We start from the raw sequence: 26,156 nt of genomic DNA on the forward strand, positions 1-26,156 counted from the left end.
GTTTAGGCTGGGCCAGTCCGCGCTGCATTGCCGCTCTGTTTGAGCAGGCCGACCAACCAGGCCAGACCCGCCGCAGTTTCGGACATTTTTCGCACCGCAACCCGGCCACGCCATGCACGCCCAAGAACAACGCTTTGTCGATGAAGGTGGACTTGCAGTTAGTGCATCGGGACCAAGAAAACCCGGGACGGGACGACGGCGCCGCGAAGGTTGACAGTGCCGATCCGTCTGGCATTATCGCGTAAGCTTGGAGGATTCACTATGAAGAAAACCTATTCGAAGCCTGTTCTGGTCAAAAAAGGCAAGCTTTCGCAGGTTACGGCGCTCGCCAATGGAGCGGGTTCCGGCCCGATCGAGTGAGGTCGTTGAGTCGGACTTTCGCCTGATCTGGCGGCCCGCCTTACACTGGAGATGCGGCATGAAGAAGACCTATTCGAAGCCGGTGCTGGTCAAGAAGGGCAAGCTCTCGCAGGTTACAGCCGACAATGGTAACGGCTCCGGGCCAGTCGCAGTCTAGCAGCCGATTATCCGACGCCTCGTGCCGTCTGGCCGGGAACAGGGCTTTGGGTGCCCGACGTGGAGAGTGGAAAATGAAGAAAACCTATCTGAAACCGGTGCTGGTCAAAAAAGGCAAGCTCTCGCAGGTCACCGCGAACGGTGCTTCCAATCCGCGATAAACCCTTTCACCCCGATTAATCGCGACACGCTTCAGCGCACAACCACCAGATCGTCGAGCACGAGCTGCCAATAGTGGCTCGTGGAGAGGCGCACGCGCGTCACCGCCGCCAGCATCGGCGCATAGTGGACGGGCGCCAGTGCCGACAGGACGATCGTGTCGCTGGCGATCAGCCGGTCGCCAAGCCAGCTCTCGACCAGTGCGGTTTCGCCTTCGGACTTCAACCATGCCGCTGTCAGCATCACGGAATGGAACCCGAACGGTTTGTCGCTCGAGAATTCGGCCGGGTGTCCGCTGCTCGTATAGCAGACATGGTCTCCCGAGATATTGCCGTTGACGTAGCCTTCGCTGCCTTCGGTATGATCGCGCGCCAGTGCGTTCAGGTTGAACCAGGTCAACCCGGCATAACCGGACGGCACCTTGCGTAGGCCGCGCGTCGTGACATCGTCGAAACCGATGGCCTGCAAGGACGCGGCGCTGTCGACAGCCGCGTTCTCGGGCGACAGCAGGCCGAGCTCGGTCGGGTAGGCGGACAAGGCCAGTCGTCGTTCCATGCCATCGCCGGTGACTTCGATCGCGTCGGCGTCATCGGGCAGATCGAGACGGAAGCCAGCCCCAGCACTTAGCGGATGCACCGCCACCTCTTGCCCTTTCGCCATCACCGAGATGCTCGCCGAAGCACCGTCCGCTACGCGGCCGCTGAGCCGGCGTATCGCAAACAGGCCGACCGGCTGCAGCATTGCTTCCGAGGCCAGCCCGGTGGGCGAGCCCGGCAGCGGCCGGAGGTGCTGCGACTGGACCTCGTTGGCGCTGCTGGAGCGCCAGCCGGGCGGAACCGACACGGTGAAGCGGTAGCTGCCCGGCACATGGATGGGCGCGGCCCGACGTTTCGCCGACGCCAGGAAATTGGCAAAGCCGCCGCGGTTGCTCCGCGCCGCGGCGACGAAGCGGCCGTCGCCATCATGCAGTCTGACCATGATGCCGGCCATCGGGCGGTCGCCGAGCCCGTAGCGGCCGTCGCGATCGGCATCGAAATAGACAAAGGACGAATGATTGAGCTTGCCGTGGTTGCCCGACCAGTCCCGGCGCACGGCGTAGTCGTTGGCCGGATCTTCACGAAGCCGGGCTCTGAGACGAGACCGCGCCAGCCGCCAGGCGAGAGCCGCAACGACAGCGGCGAACCCGACAAGGAGTATTGCCTTGATCACGGACGGCTCAAGCAATGCTGTCGGCCCTGCTCATCTGGATCTCCTGCACATACATCGATCCATATATCGATGCTGCAGGCGCTTGAGCAACCGGACACGGGACCGGCGGACCACGGCATCGGCGTCACATACCCATTTCAGGCACCTATTCCGGCGATGGCACCGGCGGCTTCGTGGTCAGCGCGGCGCCGAAGGCGGCGACGACCACGGCGGCGACGCCCGCGCATTGCAGCGGGCTCAGGGTCTCGTGCAGGAACAGGAAGCCGGCCAGCGCGCCCAGCGCCGGCTCCAGACAAGTCAGCGTGCCGTAGAGCCTGGCCGGCATCCGGGTCAGCGCCACCATCTCCAGCCAGAACGGCAAGGCGCTGGAGAACAGCCCGACCAGCAGCGCGCTGACCAGGATCGCGGGTGCGATCAGGCCGGTACCCGCCTCGGCTAGGCCGAACGGCAGGGCGAGAGCAGCGGCAATGACCAGCCCGTAAGCCGTGGTCTGGCTGCCAAGCTCGGCGCCCGCCTTTTGCGCAAAGACGATGTAGAGCGCCCAGCAGCCGCCGGCGGCCAGCGCCAGCATCACGCCGATCGGGTCGAGTGCACTGCCGGAGTGGATGAAGGGCGACAACAGCAATATGCCGGCAACGGCCAGCACCACCCAGACGAAGTCGGTGGCGCGCCGCGACGACAGCGTCGCCACGAGCAGCGGGCCGCAGAATTCGAGCGCCACCGCGACGCCGAGCGGAATTCTGGCGAGCGCTGCATAAAACAGCAGGTTCAGCGCCGCGAGGTTGACGCCGTAGGCGATGAGCCAGGGCAGCACGGCGCGCGACGGCCGCACCCGCCACGGCCTCAGCACCGCCGCCAGCATCAGCGCCCCCACGACCAGCCGCAGCGCCGTGGTGCCATTGGCGCCGATCAGTGGAAACAGGCCCTTGGCGAAGGTGGCGCCGATCTGGATCGACACCATGGCGCCAAGCAACGCGCCGATCGGCAAGCCCTTCGCTTCAGCTGCGGCAATCTGCGTCGACGTCAATTCCAGTCCCTCCGCGCGGTGCGCCGCAGCGTTGGCCCGAGATATGGATAATAGGCCTGGCTGTCGTGTGGCACGGGCAGACTGTTGATGGGGCAAGACGTGGAAGGCGAACGCCGACGCATTTCCTCTCCTCCGTCGATCGGGGGAGAGGTGTCGAGCGAAGCTCGACGGAGTGGGGGTCGACCGTCCATCACATCCGCCCGATTGCCTGCTTGCCGGAGGCGGCGACCGTGGGTTTCATGAGCGCCTTCCCCCACTCCGTCGCCGCTTCGCGGCGCCACCTCTCCCCCTCCGGAGGGAGAGGAAAAGAGGCTGTCCGAACCGGATAGATAGGTAACAGAATGGACCGATAGCATGGGTGACAGTTTTCTTGTCCGCCGGAGGACCGGCGATGGTTTGGCGAGAGACTGGCATCATGGACGAGCGGCTACGGTTTGTTGTGGAGTGTCTTTCTGGGGATGAGACGATGGTTGCGCTTTGTGCGGCCTACGGGATCTCACGCAAGAACGGCTACAAATGGCTAGGACGCTATCGGACGTTTGGGCCTGAGGGTTTGCACGACCTGCCGCGAGCCCCGCTCAATCATGGCCGGGCGACAGCTCAGGATCTGGTTGAGCGGATTGTGGCGGCCAAGGAGCTGCATCCGCTTTGGGGTCCAAAGAAGATCGTGGCACGGCTCAGGCGCACGGCTCCCGAGTTCATGTGGCCTTCAGCCTCGACGGTCGGCGCGATCCTTGCGCGGCATGGGCTTGTCCGCGCCCGCAAGCGACCCCGCCTGCGGGCCTGCGGCAATGGACCCTGGCCACAGCCGCAAGAACCGAACGCGGTGTGGACTGGCGATCACAAGGGCTGGTTCCGGACCCGCGACGGCTGGCGTTGCGAACCCTTGACGGTGATGGATGCGTCGAGCCGCTACCTCCTGGCGCTCGAAGCGACGGGATCGACGGCCGATAGCGAAGCCTGGCCGGTGTTCGAACGGCTGTTTGAAGAGCATGGCCTGCCGGATCGCTTCAGAAGCGACAATGGCCCGCCCTTCGCATCGGCCGGCGTCACCGGGCTGACGCCGCTTGTCGTGCGCTTCATCAAGCTCGGCATCACCTTGGAGCGGATCGCACCCGGCAGGCCACAGCAGAACGGACGTCACGAGCGCTTTCACCTGACCATGCTGCCGATGGCCGAGGCACCGGAAGCCGACCGAACGGCACAGGGCCAGGCCTTCGAGACCTTCCGCCAAAGCTACAATGAGGAACGTCCCCATGAGGCGCTGGGCATGGATACGCCCGCCCAGCACTACCGGTCCTCACAGCGCGCCATGCCCAGGACACCACCCGAGCCCGTCTATCCGGCCGAGGCCTCGGTCCGCCGCGTGCGCCACAATGGCGAGATCCGATGGAATGGCGGCTTCATATATGTCTCGCAAGCGCTGGCGGGCGAACCGGTCGCTGCGTTGGAGACCGAAGACGGACAATGGACACTCTCATTCCATGCCCACCCGCTCGGCATCATCGACACACGGCACATGAAGCTTGCCCGCCGCAGCGCCGCGCCAACCAATCCGCTTGGCGCTGCGGCGGACGCATAGGGGGAGAGAAGTGTCACCTATGTATCCGGTTCAAAGTGTTACCCATCTATCGGCTGGACAAGGCTAGCTCGCCAGCCCATACACCAGGCTCACACGTCCATCCGAAAGCGCCTCGGCCTTGCGCAGTTCCAGTCCGTGCCGGGCGTGCACCGTGCCGAACAGCGCCTTGCCGTCGCCGGCGAGCAGCGGATAGACAATGAGCCGCATTTCATCCACTAGCCCCGCCTCGATCAGGCTGGCGGTGATGCGGGCGCCGCCCATGAGGTAGATGTCCTTGCCGGGCTCGCGCTTCAGCGCCGCGATGTCGTCGAGGCTGCGCAGGAAGCGCGTCGATGCCCAGGCGGCCGAAGTCATGGTGTTCGACAACACATAGTGCGGTGTCTTGGCGGCAAAGCGCGCCCATTCGAGTTCGGCCGGGTCGACCAGTCTGCCGGTCATCGGCAATGGCTGGTCCGGCTCGTTCTCAAGGATCGCGCTCCAGTAGCGCTCATAACCGGCATACATCACGCCGCCGAGCAGGCAGGCGTCGATCTCAGGCATCAGGCCGTATTCCTCCGACCAGTTGTCGACCCAGTCGGCAAAGCCTTCGGGGCCTTCGATCTTGCCGTCGATGGAGATCTTCATTCCGGTGATCAATTTACGCATGACTTCCTCCTTCGGGCTTGCGGGATGCAAGCACGTTGCCTGGTTTCATTTCCGCTGGCGCGCCGCGGTGTCTGGCGAAGGCGCGTGTTTCGCCGGCCCCTGCGCCGGCATCCGGCGCAAGGGATCGATGGTGCCCGGTTGGACCGGGCGATGCGTCAGGTCAGGTCAGGCCGGCAGGCGCCGGTCGTATTCCGCCACGATACGGCTAAAGCTGTCCCAGAACGGTTCGGGCTTCTCGGCCGCCACGCGGGCAACCAGGAGGTCGAGATGCACGTGCCAGCCGGCGGCATGCATCATCAGGCTCGAGCGGTCCGGCAGGCGGCGGTGGACCAGGGTGAGCAGGACGTCGTCGCCGCGCTGCGCCAATTCGAAGGTGACATTGCCGCTGCCGTTCCAGGTGATGGTGAGCTTGCGCGGCGGATCGCACTCGACGATCTGGTTGTGCATCCGCTGCTCGCCGCCACTGAAGCTGGCCGGCCTGTCGCCGGGCGGGTCGGTCAGTTCGTCATTGCGCCAGACCAGCTCGAAGGAAGAGCCTTCCTCCATCTCCATGTCGCCGGCCGCCAGCCATTTGCGGCGCAGATCGCTCTGCGTCAGATATTCCCAGACGCGCTCCCTGGTTCCGGGCAAAAGCCGTTCGACCCTCAACGTGGCCGGCTGGATCAGCTGGGCGTAGCCGTCGAAGCTGTTCATCTGGTTCATCGGTCGTCTCCCTTGGAAGGTGTTGGCCTGGGTGATTCCGGCTTCGATGGTTCTGGATTTGCCGGTGCCGGCGTTGACGGCGTTGTCGACGTTTTGCGCCCCGCCTCCTCGCGCAAAAGCTGTTCGAGGACATCGAGGCGGCTGTTCCAGAAACGCGCGTATTGGCCGAGCCACTGATAGGCGGTGGCCAGCGGGCGGGCCTCGAGGCGGCAGACATGGGTGCGCCCGCGCACTTCGCGCCGGATCAGCCCGGCATGCTCCAGCGCCTTGATGTGCTTGGAGGCGGCGGCCAGCGACATGGCAAAGGGTTGAGCCAACTCGCTCACCGTACGCTCGCCGCCGGCGAGGTGGTTAAGCATGTTCCGGCGCGTGGCGTCGCCGAGGGCGTGAAAAACCTGGTCCATCTGGGGCGCCTCTAATTCAACCATGTAGTTGAATATAGAGGCGAGATTTTAGATAGTCAACTAGTTGGTTGAATGTTTTTTGGGGATTAGCGCAAACGCCCTACCTCCCCCTTGTGGGGAGGTCGGACCGCAGGTCCGGGTGGGGGTGGTTGGCGCAGGCGAGCGCGAGGAGCGCAATCTCCCCCCTCGTGGGGGAGATGTCCGGCAGGACAGAGGGGGGCGCGAAGGATCGCTACATCTCAGCGAATCCAGATCTTCGGCAAAGCCGTTGCTACATGTAATCGACAGGCCGGCGGGACAGCGCCCCCCTCTGGCCTGCCGGCCATCTCCCCCACAAGGGGGGAGATCAGCAGCTTCAATCTCACCCGGCCATGGCCAGCGGCACCGCGCTCTTGTTGGGGATCTGGATGTCGATCTCCAGCGTCGACATGGTCTCGCCGCGGTCCATCGAAACTTGCAGATAATCCTGGTCGATCTGCACATGCTTGGCGATCACCGCCATGATCTCTTCGCGCAGGATGGAGACGAGATCGGGCTGGCTGCGGTTGCGGCGCTCATAGGCAAGCAGCACTTGCAGCCGTTCGCGCGCCACCGGCGCGCTGGTGCGCCGCTTGAAGATGTCGAGCAGGTTCATGCCGCCCTCCTTCCCAAAAGACGATCGAGGAAGCCCTTGCGTTCGAAGGGCACGATGACCGGCAGCTGTTCGCCCTCGAGGCGCTTGGCCGCGTCGATGTAAGCCTTGGCAGCGGCGTTCAGCGGCTCCGACAGCGTCACCGGCGAACCGAGGTTGGAGGCGCGCAGCACATCCTGGCTTTCCGGAATGATGCCGAGCAGCGGCACCGACAGGATCTCCAGCACATCGTCGATCGACAGCATTTCACCGCGCGCGGCGCGTCCCGCATCGTAGCGCGTGACCAGCACATGCTTGGCGATCTGCTCGCCCTCCTCGGCGCGCAAGGTGCGGGAATCGAGCAGGCCGATGATGCGGTCGGAATCGCGCACCGACGACACTTCCGGATTGGTGACGATGACCGCCTCGTCGGCAAAGCGCATGGCGAGCTGCGCGCCGCGCTCGATGCCGGCTGGGCTGTCGCAGAAGACATAGTCGAACACCGAGCGCAGCTTGCCGATGACCTCGGCGACGCCCTCCTCGGTCAGCGCATCCTTGTCGCGCGTCTGCGAGGCCGGCAGCAGGAACAGCGTCTCGACCCGCTTGTCGCGGATCAGCGCCTGCGACAGCTTTGCCGAGCCCTGGATGACGTTGACGAGGTCGAACACCACGCGGCGTTCGGCGCCCATGATCAAATCGAGGTTGCGCAGGCCGACATCGAAATCCACCAGCGCCACCTTCTTGCCGGTCTTGGCGACCGCCGCCCCCAGAGCCGCGGTAGAGGTCGTCTTGCCGACGCCCCCCTTGCCCGAGGTGACCACCACTACCTTGCCCATCAATAAAGCCTCCGTTGTTGTTCGTTATGTCGTTGTCGGGCGAGACGCATTAGCTGAAAGGGGCGATGCGCAGCATGCCGTTTTCGAGAAATGCCTGCACAGGCTTGCCCCGGACTGACGGGTCCATCTCCTCGGCCGTGCAATACCAGCCATCGACCGAGAGAAGTTCGGCTTCGTTCCTGCGGCAGAAGACACGCGCCGCCGTGTTCCCTTGAGCGCCTGCCGAAGCGCGGCCGCGCAGCGTGCCATAGACGTGGATGGAACCAGTGGCGACGATCTCGGAGCCGGACGCGACGGAGCCCAGCACGATGACATCGCCATGCGGATGGAAGATCAGCTGCCCTGAACGGATCGGCGAGCGGATCATCAGCGTGCCAGCGTCGGGTGCGGCAATTTTGGCGTCTTTCGGCTGTGCCTTGGCATCGCTCGCCGGTTTCAAATCGCCCGCCTTCAAATCGCCGGCCTCTGCCTTGATGTCACCGGCCGCCTTCATGTCGCTTACCGCAGTGTCCTCCTCCGCCCTGCCCGCCTTGCGGCTCGGCTGCAGCAGCCCGTCGGTGGTCGCCTCCTTGGCGCCGACCAGCACCGGCGGCAGATGCGTGCCAAGCTCGGCGCCACCATCGAGTTCCATGGCATAGATGCGGATTCCGCGCTGGCCGAGCAGATCGACCAGCGCTTCGATGGCCACGACATCGGGCTTGAGCACGTTCAGGTCGAGCACCACCGGGCGCCCCGCAAAATATCCCGGCGAATTGCCGACCCAGCGATCGAGGCTCTCCAGCCAAACGTCCAAAGGCGCCTCGGGCGTCAGCGTGAAAGCCACGAAGGAGCGGGCGCGAAAGCGAATGGATTTGGCCTCGAGGGGAGCGGCAAAGGTCACGGCGGGCGATTCCTTACTGAGAGGTAAACGCTAGCGGTGGTATGGTTAATGAAAGGTTAATGGACTGAATAACCGCATGGCAGATCGCAAGAAATTTGAAGATCGGGGTAGACGCCGGTTGCGGACGCCAATTGGCCACACAGACCGCGACATTCACGAACCTAAGCGCGATTGCTAAGGAACAACGCTGGCGTTGCAAGGGCTTTCTAAAGTATCACCACTGGGTGAAATCTGGGGCTTGGCGAGATGAAGTTCTTTCGTGTGGCGTTGGCGGCAATCACCGCCGCGGCAATCTACCTGCCGTCCGCGGCAAGCGGCGGCGAGATCGCTTGCGCAACCACCTACGCCGGCCGGCGAATCACCCTCGTTGTCCCCAACGCTGCCGGCGGCGGCTATGATACCTATGCCCGTGCATTTGCGCCGGCCCTTGCCAGCACGACCGAGCTCAATGTCAGGGTCGTCAATATGCCTGCGGCAGGCGGATTTGCGGCGCTAAAGCGTGTAACGAATGCCCCGTCCGACGAACTGGTCCTTATGATTGAAAGCGTCTCAGACATAATTTCGCAAGGTGACATTCCGGCTGGCGTCGACAACTGGATGAATCGGCTAAATCCGATAGGACTGATTCACATCGATCCCGAAGCGTGGATTGTTCGGAACGATGTCGATTTGCAAAGCGCCAAACATCTGGTCGCGTCGGTTTCATCGCTTGAAGCCGGCATCCTGCCGATAGTGCTCACCGCGCACCTCCTCGATATCAAGGTCGACGTGGTCTCGGGCTATGAAGGCAGCGGCGCACTCATGTCCGCGCTCCTGCGTGGCGAAGGCGATATGACATCCAATTCATTGACGACAGGCTTGCGCTCGACCGCCGCAGGCGAAGCCAAAGTCGGTCTGGTTCTCACGGAGGGACCTGACCCGAACGCGCCAGGCGTGGCTTTCCTGGCGGGTGAAGGAGGGTTGGTGTGGCAGCGCAGCCAAGGCCTTTCCAAGGAGAAGCAGGAAGAACGATTGCGGTTGGCCATCGCCGTCGCGAAAGCTTCGGCGACAGCGCGGGGATTTTTTGCCCCTGCCGACATGGAGCAGAAATCGCTAGGTTGTCTTCGTGACGCCGTCTCCGCCGCGGTCAAGAGCGATGGGTTCAAGGTGGCGCTTGAAGCTCAGAAACGTCCAATCGAGCCGCGCGACGCTGACCAGACCGTCATCGTGATCAACGATATGCTCAGTGCCTTCCATGAGGCGGAAGCGTATCTGAAAAAACACCCGGAACTCGAGCGGGATGCGCGAGCAACGCGCTGATGACCGGATATTGGGCTGCCCTCGGCACTGGACTGGGCAATGTATTCTCCTGGCCGAACATACTGATCCCGGTGCTTGGCACCTTGGTTGCCATGGCTACGTCCTTTCTTCCAGGGATTGGCGGCGCCAGCCTTGCAACCCTTCTGCTGGTCGCAACCGTGCATTGGGATCCGGTATCGGTGTTGTTGCTGTTTGGCGCCCTGACCGGCGGCGCGACCTTCATGGGATCTATAACGGCTATCCTCTTCAACATACCGGGCAACGCGCCAAGCGCGGCAACCCTGCTCGACGGCCATCCGATGTCCAGGGCCGGCCTGCCTCGCACCGCGATAGCCGCCGCGGCAACGGCCTCGGCCGTCGGATCGGTTTTTGGCGTCCTCGTCCTCATAGCGCTCATGCCGATCATTCGGCCGTTCATCCTGCAATTCGGACCGTTTGAATACGTGCTGCTCGGCGTGTGGGGCCTGTCGACGATCATTGCGGTTCCAAGCGCGTCCCGTCTGAAAGCGCTGGCGATGGCGCTGCTGGGGCTTTTGGTCGGTCTTGTCGGAACTGATCCGACCTATGGCCAACCACGCTGGACGTTTGGGAGCATCGCTCTCTTCGACGGCGTCGACATGGTCGCGCTGCTGCTTGGCTTTTTCACCGTTTCTGAAATCATCTCGTGGCGAAAAAGATTGCAGCTTGAAAAAGCGGCTGGCCTGGAAAACCCGAACGACTCGATCTGGACCGGTATGCTTGCTGTCTTTCGTCATTGGGGACTAACAATGCGATCGTCGGCCATCGGCGTGTTGGTCGGCATCATTCCAGGTGTTGGAGGAACGGTCGCCAGCTTCGTTGCCTACGGGCAGGCGATCCAGACAACCCCCAGGGACCAGCGCTCAAGGTTCGGATCTGGTGACATCAGGGGCATCATTGCGCCGGAAGCGGCCGTCGATTCGAAGGACGGAGGCTCGCTTCTGCCGACCGTTGCCTTCGGCCTTCCCGGCAGCGAGGGCGGCTTGATCCTGCTGACAGTCCTGACGGTACACGGCATCGTTCCGGGCATACCGATGCTGACGACCGGCTTGCCCCTGACGTTCACGTTGATTACCGCGCTGCTGCTGTCGAACCTGCTGACGTCCGCAGTGGGATTGGCGTTGACACCATATTTTGCGCGCCTGACTGCTCTCAGGATCGACCGCATCGCGCTCCCGATCATTGTCGTCAGCTTCGTGACGATCGTGCAGCTAAACGGGCTGCTGATCGATCTGTACGTAGCCGTCGCTTTCGGGCTGGCCGGCTACATGCTGAAGCGCCTCGCCTGGCCGCAAATTCCTTTTGTCATATCATTCGTCCTGGGCGGCTTCATCGAGCGAAACCTGGCGCTCAGTGTGGAGTTGGCCCGTGTCGGCAGGCTGAACCCTCTACAACGGCCGGCGTCGTTGACGATCATGGTCATAATCGCGCTTTCCCTCGCATGGATCGTGCGCGGTGGTGTTTTGCCGCCGCGACGTGTCAAGCCAAAGCGTGCCGATGCCGCAGTCGCATGGCTGTTGACCGGTGGATGCGCTGTGATGGCAGCGATATCGCTCCAAGGGCAGCCAGGCTATTCGATCTTCGCGCAGGCCGTGGCCTGGTGTTGTCTGTTTGCGATGCTCGCGGTCGCCCTTGTGCAAACGATCTCGCTTGTTGGCCACGAGAAACAGGGAGGCGGACGGACCCATACGATCCCGGAAAGCCATCGTGTGCCGTTGATGATGATGCTCCTGTTGCCGGCCGCTGTCTGGCTGGCGGGCCTCCCGGCGGCGCTATCCCTGTTTACCCTGATATGGATTGCAGCCGGTCAGAAGCTGACCTTGAAGTCGGCGGCACTGGCATCTTGCACCTCGGTTGCGGTCGCAGTGGCGACCTGGTTTTATCTAGATCGGATAGCGGCTATCGACCTTCCCGCTTCTGCGATGTCGCACTTGTTCTAGTGGTCGGGCTACATCCTGACGGCGACGATTTCGTATCTTGGAATTGTCTGGACGCTGTCGGCAGCGGCAAGCGGGGAAACGCTTTTCCCGGTATGATGCTGCTCCGAGCCGACAATCGTCAGGTTGGATTGCTTCAGCATATCCGCAAGGTCTGAATATGTAGTGCGATCTTCATGCAGCGGTTCACCCCAGAGCGCTTCGACGGCCGTCTTCAGCTCCGCCACGGCAGCGGCAGGAAAATGCGCCGCGACGGCGGCCTTCTCGATGGTCGAAAGCCTTCGGCCGATTTCAGCGATGCCGCGAGGCCCCCTCGGCTGGTCTTTTTCCGATAGCAACCTCTGGGAGAGAAGCAGGCGTCCGCCAGGCTTGAGACTACGCGCCCAACTGTCGACCACCTGCTGGCGTGCGCTGCGGTCGAAGAAATTAAGAACGCTATGCGCGACAACTGCCTGCACCGGCGCACAGTCGCAACCGCGAATGTCGGCGCGGTGGGTCTCGAGCGCAAAACCGGCGGAGCGGGCAAACAGCCTGTTCTGTTCGACCGTCGTTTCACAGCGATCGATCAGCACAAATTCGGGCTCGATGCCGACCGGCCTCGTTTGGCCCAGAACCATTGCCGCCAGGCCGGTGTCGGCCGCGCCCGACAGGAGAATGCGACAGCGGCCCTCCTGGGCCACGGCAGCCAATTCACGTCCAAAGAACCCCCGCCGGCCGGCTTGGCACCTTTCGATTCCAGCAGGCGGATCATGCTCCACGTGCGATGGTAGGGCATACACCCATGGCTCGGGTCACACAGCACCTCAGCCCAATCAAACGAAAAACGGGCAAGTTGCGTGAGTGGTTCGTCGGTGTAAATCGAGAGCCGTTGTCCTGCCGGTGGGCTTTCTCGCGGGCCGTTCATTGCGATTGCATCTTCCTTCGCCGGGCCATTCTTGTTCTCCAAAGCCATCTCACCGGCCATATCCAGCGGCCCGACTGAATGAATTGGTAAGATCCGGCTGAAGGCAGGAAGTCGATTCTCCCGGTGCCGGAACTGTCGATTGCCTCGAATGCAACTTTCAACGCCGCGATAATGTGGCCACGTCGTTCCTCACGGGCGGCTGCGCCACCTTTGAACTTCGGAAAAGTCGGATTGGGGTTGACCTCGAATATCACCAATGCGCCGTCTCGCAACGTGTAGTCCACGCGGCCGAACTGGATATGGCCCGTATTGCAGGCGCGAAGCAGGTCCTCAGCGTGCGGATTGTCCTTTACGAAGGCGAGTTCCTCGCGCACGAAATCCGGGTCGGTGCTGCTTGCCGATGACTTAACGTTCCAGTCGACGGACCTAAGTATGTGCTGGGACACAATCGCGTCCCCAATGCGGAATGCGCCATACTTTCGATAGTAGCCGTTCGAATCGCGATCGGCTTCAAAGGAGACGGCGATGCGCCGCTTCATCGGCTTGGCGTTGCCCTGGAGAACGGCGATCGCCTCTTCAAGTTGGCGTGGGTTTTCCAGAAGCTTGGTTTCCGGCCCCCAGAAGCCATCTTCCATCCGGATAAAAACAGGGTAACGGGTTGGTCGCTCATCCTGCTCCAGACGCGATACTTCGACCGGGTTGATTCCTCTAATACGAAGCCGGCGGAGCAGGGCGAACCGCTCCAGGACAGTCGCGGGATGGTTTAGAATTCGAGCATCAGGGTCGGCGCGCTTTGCGGCTTCGGCAATATCCGCCGCCGCCATCATTTCCATGCCATTCAGATACTCAAAATCAGTAAAAACCAAGGTACCCGCGGGAAAGTTCAGTCGGCGGAAGACTGACTGATAGGTTTCCATGCGCAAAAGCGGCAACAAGTGCCCTGCCGACGAAATCAGCCGCCGCATCGGCGTCTGATTCAACTCGTGCACCAACACTGTGATCATCGTTGCTCGCCACCCCGTCTCGACGTCGTATAGAGAAAGTGGCGAGAGTGTCTACAGGCACGCTGGTGCCGCGAAGTGGTTGGCACTTCGTATCGCAGCATCTGGGCTGCTTCGCCGGCATCGGCACCGTCCGCTTACGGATGTTGCTATGGCCAGCACGGATCAATTTAGGCGCAAAGCTGTCAGAGAATGACGGCCTCTGTCGCGACTGCCAAAGTGATAAGTGTCAACAAGACCACTCTGAAAGATCGTCCTGGGCCTCTGATCAGGACGTCGCCCGCCTCTTCCCCTCAATCCCCCGCGCAGCCTGCTCAACCACCGCCCGGTCCGTGCCCAGCCTGTCGATCAGCTCCTGCGCCTCGTCGCCCGATATGCCGGTGCGCACGGCGAGTTCCTCGACGGTCAGGACGTCGGTGCTGGCGATCTCGCGCGGCAGGGCGTCGTCGGCCGTCAGCGGCAGGGCTGCTTCGCGGTCGATTTCGGCCTCGGCCCGGTGCCAGTGGTGCTCGGGGTCGCCAGTGCCTTCGCGCTCCCAGATCTGGTAGGCGCGCTGCTGTATCTTATGATGCCTGTCGTCGTTCATAGTGGTTCCTCCCCTGGGCTTTGAGGACGATCCGAACGATCCCAGAAATCGCGCGGTCGCAATCGTTCGCGGCGCCCTTCGCGCTGGCTACTCGCATTGCCGTCTCGGCCCGCCGGAATATGGCTGGTAGCTGTTGTCTTCCGGACGGTAGGAGCGATAGCGGCTGAAGCAGGAGGCGACATGGTCCGGTTCGCCGCCGGCAGCCGCGTAGGCGCCCGCGCCCTCGACATAGCTTGCCTCTCGCGGCGCGACGCGGTCGGCGGCGAGATAGGGCGATACGCAGGTGCGCTGCTGTCCGCTATAGGACATGTAGCTGTTGTCGTCGGGATCGTAGGAGCGGTATCGGCTGGCGCACCAGGCGAGATGCGGCGGCGGCAGTTCGGCCGGCGCGATGGCGCCGGTGACTGTGGGATCGGGCTGCTGCCTGGCCGGGTCCTGGGCTGGCTCCCTGGCGGCGATGTCGGCAGGCGCGGACTGCTCGGGCGGCACACGTTCGAAGTCCTGCGCCGTGTTGTCCACCGGCCGCGCTTTCCGGGTCCACAGTTCCGCCACGCTGACGGTGGGCCTTGCTTCCCGCACAGGCTTGGCGGCAAGCAGCCAGGCTGCGAAAACCAGCCCGCTGCCGAACACCGCAAGGGTCAGCACGAAGCCGCCGACCAGTCCCAAAATCGCTTTCACTCGACACTCCTTGTGTCCCTGCCAATAAAATGCGGGACATCACGGCTTGTTCCAGAAAAGCAGGCGCGAGGGACCTAAGTCTGACCGACCCACAACCGGCAGCTCGCCGAGAACCGGGTGCGGCGCGATTTTTTTCGACGGTGAAAATCAAGGGAGCGGTCGAGCAGCCATTGGGCCACGTCGCAGCCGCTATTCCGCCGCCTCGGCATAGTGCTGAGGGACATAGTTGAGGATCGGGCCGAGCCAGCGCTCGACATCGGCCAGCGGCATGGCTTTGCGGCGGGCATAGTCCTCGACCTGGTCGCGCTCGACTTTGGCGACGCCGAAATAATAGCTTTCGGGATGGGCGAGATAGATGCCGGAGACCGAGGAGCCCGGCCACATCGCATAGCTCTCGGTCAGGCTGACGCCGGCATTGCGCTCGCCGTCGAGCAGCCGGAACAAGGTCGCCTTCTCGGTATGATCGGGCTGCGCGGGATAGCCGGGCGCGGGGCGGATGCCGCGATAAGGCTCGCCGATCAGTTCGTCGGGCGCCAGCTTCTCGTCTGATGCATAACCCCAGAATTCCTTGCGCACCTTCTCGTGCATGCGCTCGGCAAAAGCTTCGGCGAAACGATCGGCCAGCGCCTTGACCATGATCGAGGAATAATCGTCATTGGCGCGCTCGAAGCGCTCTGATATCGCCACCTCCTCGATCCCCGCGGTGACGATGAAGCCGCCGATATAATCCGGCTTGCCTATGTCCTGAGGCGCGACGAAATCCGACAGCGCGACATTAGCCTTGCCGTCGCGCCTGGTCAGTTGCTGGCGCAGCGTGAAGAAGGTTGCCAGTTCCTGCGAGCGTGCCTCATCCGTGAACAGCCTGATGTCGTCGCCGACGGCGTTCGCCGGCCAGAAGCCGATGACGGCGCGCGGCGCGAACCATTTTTCCGCGATGATTTTTGTCAGCATCGCCTGCGCATCCTCGAAAAGCTGGCGTGCCGCCGGTCCCTGCTTCTCGTCGTCGAGGATCTTGGGGTAACGCCCTTTCAGCTCCCAGGTCTGGAAGAACGGCGTCCAGTCGATGTAGCGCGCGAGCTCCGTCAGGTCCCAGTTGCCGAAAACCTTGACGCCGGTGAAGGACGGCTTCGGCGGCTCATAGGTCGACCAGTCGACCTTGTGCGCATTGGCCCTGGCCTTGGCCAGCGGCAGCCGCTGCTTGTCGGCCTCGGAGCGGGCATGCGCGTCGGCGACCTTTTTGTACTCGGCCCGCACTGTGTCGACGTAGCCGCCCTTGGTCTCGTTCGACAGCAAGGACGAGACGACGCCGACCGCCCGGCTGGCGTCATTGACATAGACCGTCTGTCCCTTGGAATAGCGCGGGTGGATCTTCACCGCCGTGTGCACGCGGCTGGTCGTGGCGCCGCCGATCAGCAGCGGAATGTCAAACCCTTCACGCTCCATCTCGGCGGCCATGTGCACCATCTCGTCCAGCGACGGGGTGATCAGGCCGGACAGGCCGATGATGTCGACATTTTGCTCGCGAGCCGTCTGCAGGATCTTCGCCGCCGGCACCATGACGCCGAGATCGATGATCTCGTAATTGTTGCAGGCCAGAACGACGCCGACGATGTTCTTGCCGATGTCGTGGACATCGCCCTTTACAGTCGCCATCAGGATTTTGCCGGCTGTCTGGCGCTCGCCATTGTCGATGCCATTGGCGGCGTTGGCCAGTTTTTCGGCCTCCATGTGCGGCAGCAATCCGGCCACCGCCTGCTTCATCACGCGCGCCGACTTCACCACTTGCGGCAGGAACATCTTTCCCGCGCCGAACAGATCGCCGACGACATTCATGCCGGCCATCAGCGGGCCTTCGATGACATGCAGCGGGCGCTCGGATGCGAGGCGCGCTTCCTCGGTGTCGGCGTCGATGAATTCGGTGATGCCGTTGACCAGCGCATGGGAAATGCGCTGCTCGACCGTCCAGTCGCGCCAGGCGAGATCACGCTCCCTGGCTTCCTTGCCGGCGGTGCCCTTGAAGCGTTCGGCGATCTCCAGCATGCGCTCGGTGGCGGTGCCGCCGGCCCTGGGCACGCGGTTGAGCACGACGTCCTCGCACGCTTCGCGCAACTCCGGCTCGATCGTGTCGTAGACGGCCAGCTGGCCAGCATTGACGATGCCCATATCCATGCCGCGCTGGATGGCATGGTAGAGGAACACCGCGTGCATCGCCTCGCGCACCGGCTCGTTGCCGCGGAAGGAGAAGGACAGGTTCGACACGCCGCCCGAGATATGCACATGCGGCAGCGTGGCGGTGATCTCGCCGGTGGCCTCGATGAAGTCGACGCCGTAATTGTCGTGCTCCTCGATGCCGGTGGCGACCGCGAAGACGTTGGGGTCGAAGACGATGTCTTCGGGCGGGAAACCGGCCTGTTCGGTGAGCAGCTTGTAGGCGCGGGTGCAGATCTCGACTTTGCGCGCCCTGGTGTCGGCCTGGCCGGTCTCGTCGAAGGCCATGACGACCACCGCCGCGCCGTAGGCGCGCACCAGCTTCGCATTATGCAGAAAGGCTTCCTCGCCTTCCTTCATCGAGATGGAGTTGACCAGCGGCTTGCCCTGCACGCATTTCAGCCCGGCCTCGATGATCTCCCATTTCGAGGAGTCGACCATCACCGGAACACGGGCGATGTCGGGTTCGGCGGCGATCAAATTGAGGTACTCGACCATCGCCTTTTTCGAATCGATCAGGCCTTCATCCATGTTGATGTCGATGATCTGTGCGCCATTGGCGACCTGGTCGCGCGCCACGTCGAGCGCCGGGACATAGTCGCCCGCCGTGATCAGCTTTCGGAACTTGGCCGAGCCGGTGACGTTGGTGCGTTCGCCGACATTGACGAAGGGAATCTCATCGGTCAGCGTGAACGGCTCCAGCCCGGACAGGCGCATCTTGCGCTCGATCTCGGGGATGGCGCGTGGCGGATATTTCTTGACAGCCTCGGCGATGGCGCGGATGTGGTCCGGCGTCGAGCCACAGCAGCCGCCGACGACGTTGACGAGCCCTTCCCGCGCAAAATCCTCGATCTGCGCGGCCATGAAGTCCGGGCTCTCGTCATAGCGGCCGAATTCATTGGGCAGGCCGGCATTCGGATAGGCGCAGACGAAGGTGTCGGCGGCGCCTGAAATTTCGGCCAGATGCGCGCGCATCGCATTGGCGCCGAGCGCGCAGTTGAGGCCGATGGTGAACGGGTTGGCATGGCGCACCGAATGCCAGAAGGCGGTCGGCGTCTGGCCCGACAGCGTGCGGCCGGAGAGATCGGTGATGGTGCCGGAAATCATCACCGGCAGGCGCACGCCCTTTTCGAGAAAAATCTCGTTGCAGGCGAAGATCGCCGCCTTGGCGTTCAGCGTGTCGAAGATGGTTTCAATGAGAATGATGTCGGCGCCGCCGTCGATCAGGCCGCGCAGCTGCTCGCCATAGGCCAGGCGCAGATCGTCGAAGGTGACGGCGCGGTAGCCTGGATTGTTGACGTCGGGCGACATCGAGGCGGTGCGGTTGGTCGGCCCGACCGTGCCGGCGACGAAACGGCGTTTGCCGTCCTCCTGCTGTGCTCTCACCGCTGCCCGACGCACCAGCCGCGCACCGTCGCGGTTCAGCGCGTAGACGGCATCCTCCATGCCGTAATCGGCCTGGGCGATCGAGGTCGAGGAGAAGTTGTTGGTCTCGAGGATATCGGCGCCAGAGATGGCGTATTGATAATGTATTTCCTCGATCGCCTTCGGCTGCGTCAGGATCAAGAGGTCGTTGTTGCCCTGCTGATGGCAGGCGCAGCCCGCGAAAGCCTCGCCGCGGAAATGCTCTTCGTCGAAGCCGAGACCCTGGATCTGCGTGCCCATGGCGCCGTCGAGGATGAGGATGCGCTCGCGTGCCGCTGCCGTCAGCGCCGCAAGCACTTCGGACCCATCGGGCTTTGCCGCGACGGGGCCGAACAATGCGTCCAGCGATGCAGAATTCTGCGACATTTTTTATCCTTGAGGCGACAACCATCACATAAGGATATCTTTATGTCAACATACGGAATGCAGGCGAACGCGTAGTGGCGAGAGTTTGGTGCGATGGTCATCCCGATCGACAATGTGACGGCGGCGCTCATCGTCGCCGCTGCGCCGTGCCTACACCACCACGTCCCGATATACCCTCACCTCGCCATCCTGGCCGCGGATGCGCCAATCCTGCCCGTCCCGTCCCTCGACATGGCATGGCCCGAGCGGCACCTTGCCGCCGCCTTCCGGCAGGTCCAGCACATAGATCGGATTGCAGATGCCCGACAGGCGGGCGCGCAGCGCGCCGGCCAGCGCCTGTCCCTGCGCAATCGTGGTGCGCCTGTGCGCCATGCCGCGCGCGAGGTCGCCATGGTGCAGGTAATAGGGTTTGACGCCGAGCCGGTACATCAGTTCGCGGCAGAGTTCCTCCAGCACCTCGACCGTGTCGTTGACGCCCTTGAGCAGGACACTCTGGTTGAGCAGCACGAAGCCTGCCTGGCGCATGACGCGGCAGGCCAATTCGGTGGCCGGCGTGATCTCCCGCGCATGGTTGAAATGGGTGACGATTGTGACCATCAGCCGGCCCTGCAACGCGCCAACCAGCCCCGGCGTGATGCGCGCGGGCAGCACGACAGGCACGCGTGTGTGGATACGCAGCAGCCTGACATGCGCGATCGTCTCGATACGGGCGCGGATTTCGGCCAGCGCCTTGTCCGGCAGCGACAGCGGATCGCCGCCGGTCAGGATCACTTCGCGGATTTCGGTATGGGCTTCGATATAGGCAAAGGCGTCTTCGAGCGCCTCGCGCGTGTAGCCGCGGCCGATCGAGGTCAGAGACTCCTTGCGGAAGCAGAAGCGGCAATAGACCGCGCATTGGTAGGTCGCAAACAACAGCACGCGGTCGGCGTGGCGGTGCGTCAGTCGCGGCACCGGACTGAAGGCATGGTCGGCGATCGGATCGTCGAGCTCGCCTTCCATTTCCGTCAGCTCATCCGGCGATGGAATGACCTGGGCGCGGATCGGATCGGCGGGATCGTTCCAGTCGATCAGGTCGAGATAGGTTTTGGGGGCACGCACCTTGTGGTGTACGGCCGCCTCCTGCGCCGCCGCGCGCTCGGCGGGTGACAGCGGCAGCGAGGCGAGATCGCGGACGTGGCGCACGCCCGCGCGGATGTCGTTTTGCCAGGCGGTGTCGGCGTCGCGTCCTTCGTCGGCTGTGGCCGAGTCATCGAAAATTGAGTCTGGGATCATTGGGGCCTCGGGGCAATTCTGGCGGTGCTATCGGCCGGATGGACGGTTCGGTCAACAGCAGTGGCTCGGCGCGGATTGTCGCTGTGCTGCGATCCTTCGCATACCCCGACTATCGCCGTAATCGACCAGCGCAGCAATTTCAGGCAATCTGACCGATAAGGCGCTCCAAGGGGAGATGGGCGCCGCCTAAGGAGGACTGCCATGAGCAAAATGCCGCGCTATGAGGATGCCGTTCAGCGCTTTCGCATCGAAGATGAGATCGCGCGGTTGTATGGCAACCCTGGAACCGGCATCAATGCCTATGTCGAATGCTGCGGCCGCTACACCGGAGAAGACCGGCTGGCGCTGCGCGCGATCTCGGCCGGCGGCGAGCTTCGCGAATTCAGCTTCGACGATCTCGCCGACATGTCGGGGCGCGCCGCCAATGTGCTCAAGGCCGCCGGCGTCGGTGCCGGCGATGTCGTCGCCGGCATGCTGCCGCGCGTCCCCGAACTGGTGGCGCTGATCCTCGGGACGTGGCGGATCGGCGCGGTCTACCAGCCGCTGTTCACCGCCTTCGGTCCGAAAGCCATCGAGCACCGCCTCGGCTATAGCGGCGCCAGGATCGTGGTGACCAACCCGGCCAATCGCGGCAAGCTCGACGAGGTCGAGACATCAGCGCAAATCGCCACCATTCTTGGCAATGGCGGTGTGCTGCCTGCAGGCGACATCGATTTCCGCGCCGCGCTTGCCGCCGCCTCGCCCGAGTGCCAGCCGGTGATGCGCAAGGGCGACGACTTGTTCATGATGATGTCGACGTCGGGAACGACCGGCCTGCCCAAGGGCGTCCCGGTGCCGCTCCGCGCCCTGCTCGCCTTCGGCGCCTATATGCGCGACGCGATCGGCTTGCTGCCCGACGACATCTTCTGGAATATCGCCGATCCCGGCTGGGCCTACGGCCTCTATTACGCCATCACCGGCCCGTTGCAGCTCGGCATCGCCACGACCTTCCATGAAGGCGCCTTCAACGCCAAGAGCACTTACGACATCATCGAGCGGCTCGGCGTCACCAGCCTTGCCGGCTCGCCGACCGCCTATCGCCTGCTGATGGCGGAAGGCGCGGAAGCTGCGGCCCGCGTCAAAGGCAGACTGCGCGTGGTGAGCAGCGCCGGCGAGCCGCTCAACCCGGAAGTCATCCGCTGGTTCGACGCAAATCTCGCCGCGCCCATTCACGACCATTACGGCCAGACCGAGAACGGCATGATGGTCAACAACCATCATGGGCTCTCGCATGTCGTTCGCGCGGGCTCGGCCGGCTTCGCCATGCCCGGATATCGCATGGTGGTACTGGACGAGGCCGGCAACGAGCTCGGCCCCAACCAGCCCGGCATCCTCGCCGTAGATATCGCGAAGTCGCCGCTGCGCTGGTTTGACGGCTATCACCAGGCGCAAACGCCGGCGATCACGGGCGGCTACTACCGCACCGGCGACACGGTGGAGTACGAGCCGGACGGTTCGGTCTCCTTCATCGGCCGCGCCGACGATGTCATCACTTCGGCCGGCTATCGCATCGGCCCGTTCGACGTCGAAAGCGCGCTGATCGAGCATCCGGCGGTCAACGAGGCGGCTGTCGTCGGCGTGCCCGATCCGCAGCGCACCGAGATCGTCAAGGCCTTCGTCGTCCTGGCGCCGGCTTACAAGGGCAATTCGGAGCTCGCCGAAGAGCTGGCCCAGCACGTCAAGAAACGGCTGTCGGCGCACGCCTACCCGCGCGAGGTCGAGTTCATCACGGAACTGCCGAAGACCCCGAGCGGCAAGATCCAGCGCTTCCTGCTGAGGAAGGCGGAGGTGGAGAAGCGCAAGGCGTGATTAGGCGCCAATCTCCCCCCTCGAGGGGGAGATGTCGCCGAAGGCGACAGAGGGGGTCGTTGCGCGTGAAGCGCTAACGTCGTCTCGCGCTGCAAAAGGAGTCAGCGCTTCAAGCGCAACGACGCCTCTGGCCTGCCGGCCATCTCCTTCCTCAAGGGGGCAGCTCCAACGCCGTCTTTTTTCAGCCCAATGTTGTCATGTATCCTTGGAATCGAACGTAGAGCAGGGTTTATATCATGCGGTGGGTCTGGACGTTTCTGTTTGCGCTGGTGAGCAGCGTGGCTTTCACGGCCTCGCCGGAGGACGACTATGTGGCCGCGCGTGACAAGGCGATTGCTGATATCGCGGCGCTGAACAGTGCGAACGCGGCAATCGAGACCATCGACGCTGAGAACGAGAAGGCGCTGGGCGACCTCCAGCAGCGTCTTGCCGGCATTATCGGGCCGCTGGCGGTCAAGGACTTTCCGCCAACCGGCACAATCAATATCGAAAGCCTCAGCGACTCCGATATCGGCTATGGCATGCTCGATGGGCTGCGATACACCAAGGGCGACGACGGCCCCAGCCTGGTGGCAACGACGCGAGGGCTGCTGGAGCGCTGGCTCCAGTCCAGAACCGCCGAGACCGACGAAAGTTTCAAACTGCCCGCCGGCATCGATGAGGCGCTTAAGCTGGATGCCTTCTATACCCAGGCGATCAACAGCGACGCCGCCTTCGAGGGAACGCTCGACTTTCCATTGAAGAAACCCGAAGGCGCCGACATCGCCTTCGCACGGCTCGGCGGCTGGACGCAGGACGTCGGGCCGATCTATGAGCAGGAAGTCATCGTTACGCTCGTCAAAGGCAACAGCGTGAGAATTATCGCAGCGCCGGCAGCCCCTGCCGTTCCGAAGATCGCCGCCTGCGACGCCGTGTGGGCTGCTGCGGACGCCGCCGCGCAGAAATTCCAGGAGGCCTACCAGGCATCGGACCTGAAGGACGAAAAAGCGTTCGAGTCCTCCAACGCCGCCTGGGACAAGGGCGACAGCGACTACCGGGCCTGCATGGCGCAGCGCCTGCCGGCTGACCCGGCTTTCCCGGCGCTGCTCGCCCAGGCGCAGGCGCTGGCCGATCAAATGGCTGGGAAGTAAGCCTCCCGCAGGGGCCCGCGCGGCAAGATCAGGCGGCTTGTTGCAATCTGAGGCGAATATGACTTCGCCGCTGGGTTGCAGAACGCTGCAACCTGGCGTCCTACTTTCGGACACTCATTCAGATTTCGGCTGGACCCTGGCAGCCAAAAGCTTACCGTTTGTTCTCGGATTCGTCTCGAAGCTCAAACTTAAGCTTTAGCTACTATGGTCGACCGAAGGACTACTGTCCTGGAAAGGTCTTCGGATCGAGTTGGCAGGTGCAATGCTCAATTCCGGCCGGTTGAAACGGGCCGTTTTTTCTTCCGCCAACTTGCCGGCGGCGATTGCCTTTGTCGTGCTTCTCGTCTGCGCCCTGGTTGCCGACCAGAGGAACAGAGAGGTCTCCGATCAGCTGGCGCGCGCCGACGTCCTGGCCAAGGTCAACATCATACGCGCCAAGCTCGAAGGCAACATAGGCGGCAATCTCCAGCTGGTTCAGGGTCTCGTTTCGACAATCGTTACCGAGCCCTATATGGGCCAGCAAAGATTTGCGGCACTCGCCCGTAATCTGTTCGAGCAAAAATCGCAGTTGCGCGATATTGCCGGCGCCCCCGACCTCGTCATCGCGCTGATGTATCCGCTGGAAGGCAATGAAAAAGCCATCGGGCTGGACTACCGCAAGAGCGATACGCAACGCATGGCCGCGCTTCGCGCCCGTGACCAGCGCGCGCTGGTGCTCGCCGGGCCGGTCAAACTGGCGCAAGGCGGACGTGGCTTCATCGGCCGTATCCCAGTCTTCGTGCCGACGGCGGGTGGCAGCGACCGTTTCTGGGGTATCGTCTCGGCCGTGATCGATGTCGATCGGCTCTACGCTGCCAGCGGACTGACCGACCCTGATCTGGATATCGATGTGGCGCTTATCGGCAAGGATGCGCTCGGCGGCGGCGGGGAACTGTTCTTCGGCGGCGATAATGTCGTGTCCGGCAATCCGGTGATGGCAGAGGTGCAATTGCCTTCAGGCTCCTGGCAAATTTCAGCCATACCGAAGGGCGGCTGGCCGACCGCTCCGAAAAATGAGTGGCTGTTGCGTCTGCTCATGGCGCTTGCCGGCGCGCTGGTGGTGCTGCCGATCCTCGTGGCAGGACGTCTTTTCGGTGAGCGGCAGAAAAGTGACGCCGAGTTGAGGCGCCTGTCCCGGCGGCTGGAGCTGGCGTTGGAAGCCTCTGCTATAGGCGTGTGGGAGCACGATACCGTCAGCAACGAACTCGTATGGGACGACCGCATCAACGAAATCTATGGCAAACCCGGCGGCGGCAAGACCCGTAGCTATGACGACTGGGCGCTGGCGATCCATCCCCAAGACTTCGAACGGGCTAAAGCAGATTTCGATTCGGCTGTTGCAACACAAGGCCCCTACTCTTCGCAGTATCGGCTCCTGCGGCCGGACGGCACCATTCGCCATGTGCGCACCCGCGCCAGTTTCTTCCGGGACATCGACGGCACGCCAAAAATGATCGGCGCCGAATGGGATGTGACAGGCGACGTGCTGCTCAACGAGAATCTCGTGCGTGAACGTCGCCTTTCAGAATCGAAAAATGCCGAACTGAACCTGGCCAAAGCCCGCATCGAGCATGTCGCGATGCATGATTCGCTGACCGGTCTGCCCAACCGTCGGTATCTGGACGAGATGCTTGCCGAAAACCGCGAAGCCGACGGCCGTGCGGCGTTGCTGCATCTCGACCTTGACCGGTTCAAGCAGATCAACGACACGCTCGGCCATGCAGCGGGCGATGCATTGCTGGTGCATGCTTCGAAAGTCATCAAGGCCAGCGTCGGCAGTGCCGATTTCGTTGCGCGCATCGGCGGCGACGAGTTTGTAGTGCTGAGCCATGGACGCGACGACAAGGAACTCGCCGCGCTGGCCGACCACATTATCGATGCGATGCGCCAGCCGGTCGACTATCTGGGTCACCAGTGCCGGTTCGGCGTCAGCATCGGCATTGCGGCCAATAGCGGCGTCGATGCAAGGCAGTTGCTTGTCAATGCCGATCTGGCGCTGTACCGGGCGAAAGGCCGCGGCCGCAACCGCTACGAGTTTTTCAACGAAGAGCTGCAGAGCGAGATCGTGCGGACCAAGCAGACCGCCGACGAGATTCTGGGCGGGCTCGAGCGGAACGAATTCATCGTCTACTATCAGCCGCAGTTCGACGCCAAGACGCTGGAGATCGTCGGCGTCGAGGCGCTGTCGCGTTGGGATCATCCGCAACGCGGCATGCTGACCCCCGACGCCTACATCAAGGTGGCTGAAGAACTTAATGTCGTGGCGCTTATCGACCGCACCGTCCTGGAGCAGGCGCTCGATAATTTTGAGCGTTGGTCGCGCAGCCACCTCAACATCCCGCGCGTCTCGGTCAACGTTTCCGCACGGCGCCTGGAAGACAGGGACCTGATCAAGGGTTTGCGCAAGCTTCCGATCAAGGAAGGGACCGTGTCGTTCGAACTGGTGGAGTCGATTTTCCTCGACGAAAACGACGAGCTGGTCAGCTGGAACATCGAACACATCAAGGGGCTCGGCATCGACGTCGAGATCGACGATTTCGGCACCGGGCATGCCTCGATCGTCTCGCTGTTGAAGTTGCGGCCCCGTCGCCTCAAGATCGACCGCCAGCTGGTCACCCCCATCACCAGCTCAACCGCACAGCGGCAGCTTGTGTCGTCCATCATCGACATCGGCAAGTCGCTCGGGATCGAAGTGATCGCCGAGGGCGTCGAGACGATGGAGCACGCGCGCATCCTGAAAGAGCTTGGCTGCGACATCCTGCAAGGCTTCCTGTTCGGCTACCCGATGGATGCCAAAGCCTTCAAGGCCTTCGCGCAGTCGCGCAAATGGCTGGCGGCGAGCTGACAAATCCTGGCTTTGCTGGACGCAAATGCG

Annotated in this window: 22 protein-coding genes; 8 read left to right on the forward strand and 14 right to left on the reverse strand. The window is 63.0% G+C overall.

Going from position 1 to position 26,156, the window contains the following annotated elements:
• The first annotated feature begins 261 nt into the window (after positions 1 to 261).
• Both NLY33_RS25430 and NLY33_RS25435 read left to right on the forward strand, forming a co-directional pair.
• Positions 262 to 360 (forward strand): hypothetical protein, encoded by a 99-nt coding sequence (locus tag NLY33_RS25430; protein WP_023670351.1) that lies wholly within the window; start codon positions 262 to 264, stop codon positions 358 to 360.
• A 58-nt stretch (positions 361 to 418) separates the two neighbouring features.
• The gene (locus NLY33_RS25435) at positions 419 to 517 is read left to right on the forward strand and encodes a hypothetical protein (RefSeq protein WP_023684816.1); all 99 of its coding nucleotides are present in this window, start codon (positions 419 to 421) and stop codon (positions 515 to 517) included.
• 191 nt (positions 518 to 708) lie between these two features.
• Here NLY33_RS25435 and NLY33_RS25440 read toward each other — a convergent pair whose 3' ends face one another.
• Together NLY33_RS25440 and NLY33_RS25445 are read right to left on the reverse strand one after the other, a co-directional pair.
• On the reverse strand, positions 709 to 1,884 hold the full coding sequence (locus tag NLY33_RS25440; protein WP_023693873.1) for a hypothetical protein: 1,176 nt from the start codon (positions 1,882 to 1,884) through the stop codon (positions 709 to 711).
• Positions 1,885 to 2,029: 145 nt separating this feature from the next.
• Complete coding sequence (locus tag NLY33_RS25445) at positions 2,030 to 2,911, reverse strand: EamA family transporter (RefSeq protein WP_023693874.1); 882 nt, start codon at positions 2,909 to 2,911, stop codon at positions 2,030 to 2,032.
• 391 nt (positions 2,912 to 3,302) lie between these two features.
• Between NLY33_RS25445 and NLY33_RS25450 the strand changes: the two genes are divergently transcribed.
• The gene (locus NLY33_RS25450) at positions 3,303 to 4,493 is read left to right on the forward strand and encodes an integrase core domain-containing protein (RefSeq protein WP_286439223.1); all 1,191 of its coding nucleotides are present in this window, start codon (positions 3,303 to 3,305) and stop codon (positions 4,491 to 4,493) included.
• Positions 4,494 to 4,556: 63 nt separating this feature from the next.
• Here the strand turns inward: NLY33_RS25450 and NLY33_RS25455 are convergent, their stop codons facing one another.
• The 6 genes from NLY33_RS25455 to minC form a co-directional block, all read right to left on the reverse strand.
• Positions 4,557 to 5,138 carry a dihydrofolate reductase family protein gene (locus NLY33_RS25455; RefSeq protein ID WP_023705176.1) on the reverse strand — a complete coding sequence of 194 codons (582 nt, stop codon included), beginning with the start codon at positions 5,136 to 5,138 and terminating at the stop codon, positions 4,557 to 4,559.
• Positions 5,139 to 5,303: 165 nt separating this feature from the next.
• Positions 5,304 to 5,840, reverse strand: a complete 537-nt coding sequence (locus NLY33_RS25460) for an SRPBCC family protein (RefSeq protein WP_023695516.1) — start codon at positions 5,838 to 5,840, stop codon at positions 5,304 to 5,306.
• Positions 5,837 to 6,268, reverse strand: coding sequence for an ArsR/SmtB family transcription factor (locus tag NLY33_RS25465; protein ID WP_023693878.1), 432 nt, complete (start codon positions 6,266 to 6,268; stop codon positions 5,837 to 5,839). Before NLY33_RS25465 ends, NLY33_RS25460 begins: the two co-directional genes overlap by 4 nt.
• A 337-nt stretch (positions 6,269 to 6,605) precedes the next feature.
• On the reverse strand, positions 6,606 to 6,878 hold the full coding sequence (gene minE, locus NLY33_RS25470; protein ID WP_023684809.1) for a cell division topological specificity factor MinE: 273 nt from the start codon (positions 6,876 to 6,878) through the stop codon (positions 6,606 to 6,608).
• Positions 6,875 to 7,690, reverse strand: coding sequence for a septum site-determining protein MinD (gene minD, locus NLY33_RS25475; protein WP_023670342.1), 816 nt, complete (start codon positions 7,688 to 7,690; stop codon positions 6,875 to 6,877). The genes minE and minD overlap by 4 nt, the downstream gene beginning before the upstream one ends.
• A gap of 49 nt (positions 7,691 to 7,739) precedes the next feature.
• Entirely contained in the window at positions 7,740 to 8,570 is an 831-nt protein-coding gene (gene minC, locus NLY33_RS25480; protein WP_023695517.1) for a septum site-determining protein MinC, read from the reverse strand.
• Between the two features lie 246 nt (positions 8,571 to 8,816).
• On the opposite strand from minC, the gene NLY33_RS25485 reads away from it, so the two are divergent.
• Together NLY33_RS25485 and NLY33_RS25490 are read left to right on the forward strand one after the other, a co-directional pair.
• Positions 8,817 to 9,869 (forward strand): Bug family tripartite tricarboxylate transporter substrate binding protein, encoded by a 1,053-nt coding sequence (locus tag NLY33_RS25485; protein ID WP_023695518.1) that lies wholly within the window; start codon positions 8,817 to 8,819, stop codon positions 9,867 to 9,869.
• On the forward strand, positions 9,869 to 11,827 hold the full coding sequence (locus NLY33_RS25490; RefSeq protein WP_023695519.1) for a tripartite tricarboxylate transporter permease: 1,959 nt from the start codon (positions 9,869 to 9,871) through the stop codon (positions 11,825 to 11,827). Before NLY33_RS25485 ends, NLY33_RS25490 begins: the two co-directional genes overlap by 1 nt.
• Positions 11,828 to 11,835: 8 nt before the next feature.
• Here NLY33_RS25490 and NLY33_RS25495 read toward each other — a convergent pair whose 3' ends face one another.
• The 6 genes from NLY33_RS25495 to NLY33_RS25520 form a co-directional block, all read right to left on the reverse strand.
• Positions 11,836 to 12,504, reverse strand: a complete 669-nt coding sequence (locus NLY33_RS25495; RefSeq protein ID WP_245272523.1) for a class I SAM-dependent methyltransferase — start codon at positions 12,502 to 12,504, stop codon at positions 11,836 to 11,838.
• A gap of 220 nt (positions 12,505 to 12,724) precedes the next feature.
• Positions 12,725 to 13,732, reverse strand: coding sequence for a hypothetical protein (locus NLY33_RS25500; protein WP_023695521.1), 1,008 nt, complete (start codon positions 13,730 to 13,732; stop codon positions 12,725 to 12,727).
• Positions 13,733 to 13,997: 265 nt separating this feature from the next.
• The gene (locus tag NLY33_RS25505) at positions 13,998 to 14,315 is read right to left on the reverse strand and encodes a DUF2934 domain-containing protein (RefSeq protein WP_023695522.1); all 318 of its coding nucleotides are present in this window, start codon (positions 14,313 to 14,315) and stop codon (positions 13,998 to 14,000) included.
• Positions 14,316 to 14,402: 87 nt separating this feature from the next.
• A complete protein-coding gene (locus tag NLY33_RS25510) occupies positions 14,403 to 14,993 on the reverse strand; it encodes a BA14K family protein (RefSeq protein ID WP_023695523.1) in 591 nt (196 codons plus the stop codon).
• A 189-nt stretch (positions 14,994 to 15,182) separates the two neighbouring features.
• On the reverse strand, positions 15,183 to 18,992 hold the full coding sequence (gene metH, locus NLY33_RS25515; RefSeq protein ID WP_023708601.1) for a methionine synthase: 3,810 nt from the start codon (positions 18,990 to 18,992) through the stop codon (positions 15,183 to 15,185).
• Positions 18,993 to 19,142: 150 nt separating this feature from the next.
• Complete coding sequence (locus NLY33_RS25520; protein WP_031196552.1) at positions 19,143 to 20,264, reverse strand: KamA family radical SAM protein; 1,122 nt, start codon at positions 20,262 to 20,264, stop codon at positions 19,143 to 19,145.
• Between the two features lie 201 nt (positions 20,265 to 20,465).
• Between NLY33_RS25520 and NLY33_RS25525 the strand changes: the two genes are divergently transcribed.
• The 3 genes from NLY33_RS25525 (at position 20,466) to NLY33_RS25535 (ending at position 26,126) form a co-directional block, all read left to right on the forward strand.
• Positions 20,466 to 22,112, forward strand: coding sequence for an acyl-CoA synthetase (locus NLY33_RS25525; RefSeq protein WP_023705193.1), 1,647 nt, complete (start codon positions 20,466 to 20,468; stop codon positions 22,110 to 22,112).
• Positions 22,113 to 22,348: 236 nt separating this feature from the next.
• On the forward strand, positions 22,349 to 23,242 hold the full coding sequence (locus tag NLY33_RS25530) for a hypothetical protein (protein ID WP_023705194.1): 894 nt from the start codon (positions 22,349 to 22,351) through the stop codon (positions 23,240 to 23,242).
• A 262-nt stretch (positions 23,243 to 23,504) separates the two neighbouring features.
• Entirely contained in the window at positions 23,505 to 26,126 is a 2,622-nt protein-coding gene (locus NLY33_RS25535) for a bifunctional diguanylate cyclase/phosphodiesterase (protein WP_031196553.1), read from the forward strand.
• Positions 26,127 to 26,156 lie beyond the last annotated feature (30 nt).

Origin of the sequence: Mesorhizobium sp. C432A, assembly GCF_030323145.1 — a bacterium.
GTDB lineage: Bacteria > Pseudomonadota > Alphaproteobacteria > Rhizobiales > Rhizobiaceae > Mesorhizobium.

Coding starts and splice junctions, on each gene's coding strand:
- metH (WP_023708601.1), bottom strand. CDS start 18,992: ATGTCGCAGAATTCTGCATCGCTGGACGCATTGTTCGGCCCCGTCGCG.
- minE (WP_023684809.1), bottom strand. CDS start 6,878: ATGAACCTGCTCGACATCTTCAAGCGGCGCACCAGCGCGCCGGTGGCG.
- NLY33_RS25500 (WP_023695521.1), bottom strand. CDS start 13,732: ATGATCACAGTGTTGGTGCACGAGTTGAATCAGACGCCGATGCGGCGG.
- NLY33_RS25430 (WP_023670351.1), top strand. CDS start 262: ATGAAGAAAACCTATTCGAAGCCTGTTCTGGTCAAAAAAGGCAAGCTT.
- NLY33_RS25460 (WP_023695516.1), bottom strand. CDS start 5,840: ATGAACCAGATGAACAGCTTCGACGGCTACGCCCAGCTGATCCAGCCG.
- NLY33_RS25465 (WP_023693878.1), bottom strand. CDS start 6,268: ATGGTTGAATTAGAGGCGCCCCAGATGGACCAGGTTTTTCACGCCCTC.
- NLY33_RS25520 (WP_031196552.1), bottom strand. CDS start 20,264: ATGATCCCAGACTCAATTTTCGATGACTCGGCCACAGCCGACGAAGGA.
- NLY33_RS25490 (WP_023695519.1), top strand. CDS start 9,869: ATGACCGGATATTGGGCTGCCCTCGGCACTGGACTGGGCAATGTATTC.
- NLY33_RS25435 (WP_023684816.1), top strand. CDS start 419: ATGAAGAAGACCTATTCGAAGCCGGTGCTGGTCAAGAAGGGCAAGCTC.
- NLY33_RS25535 (WP_031196553.1), top strand. CDS start 23,505: ATGCTCAATTCCGGCCGGTTGAAACGGGCCGTTTTTTCTTCCGCCAAC.
- NLY33_RS25525 (WP_023705193.1), top strand. CDS start 20,466: ATGAGCAAAATGCCGCGCTATGAGGATGCCGTTCAGCGCTTTCGCATC.
- NLY33_RS25505 (WP_023695522.1), bottom strand. CDS start 14,315: ATGAACGACGACAGGCATCATAAGATACAGCAGCGCGCCTACCAGATC.
- NLY33_RS25485 (WP_023695518.1), top strand. CDS start 8,817: ATGAAGTTCTTTCGTGTGGCGTTGGCGGCAATCACCGCCGCGGCAATC.
- NLY33_RS25455 (WP_023705176.1), bottom strand. CDS start 5,138: ATGCGTAAATTGATCACCGGAATGAAGATCTCCATCGACGGCAAGATC.
- minD (WP_023670342.1), bottom strand. CDS start 7,690: ATGGGCAAGGTAGTGGTGGTCACCTCGGGCAAGGGGGGCGTCGGCAAG.
- NLY33_RS25530 (WP_023705194.1), top strand. CDS start 22,349: ATGCGGTGGGTCTGGACGTTTCTGTTTGCGCTGGTGAGCAGCGTGGCT.
- NLY33_RS25450 (WP_286439223.1), top strand. CDS start 3,303: ATGGTTTGGCGAGAGACTGGCATCATGGACGAGCGGCTACGGTTTGTT.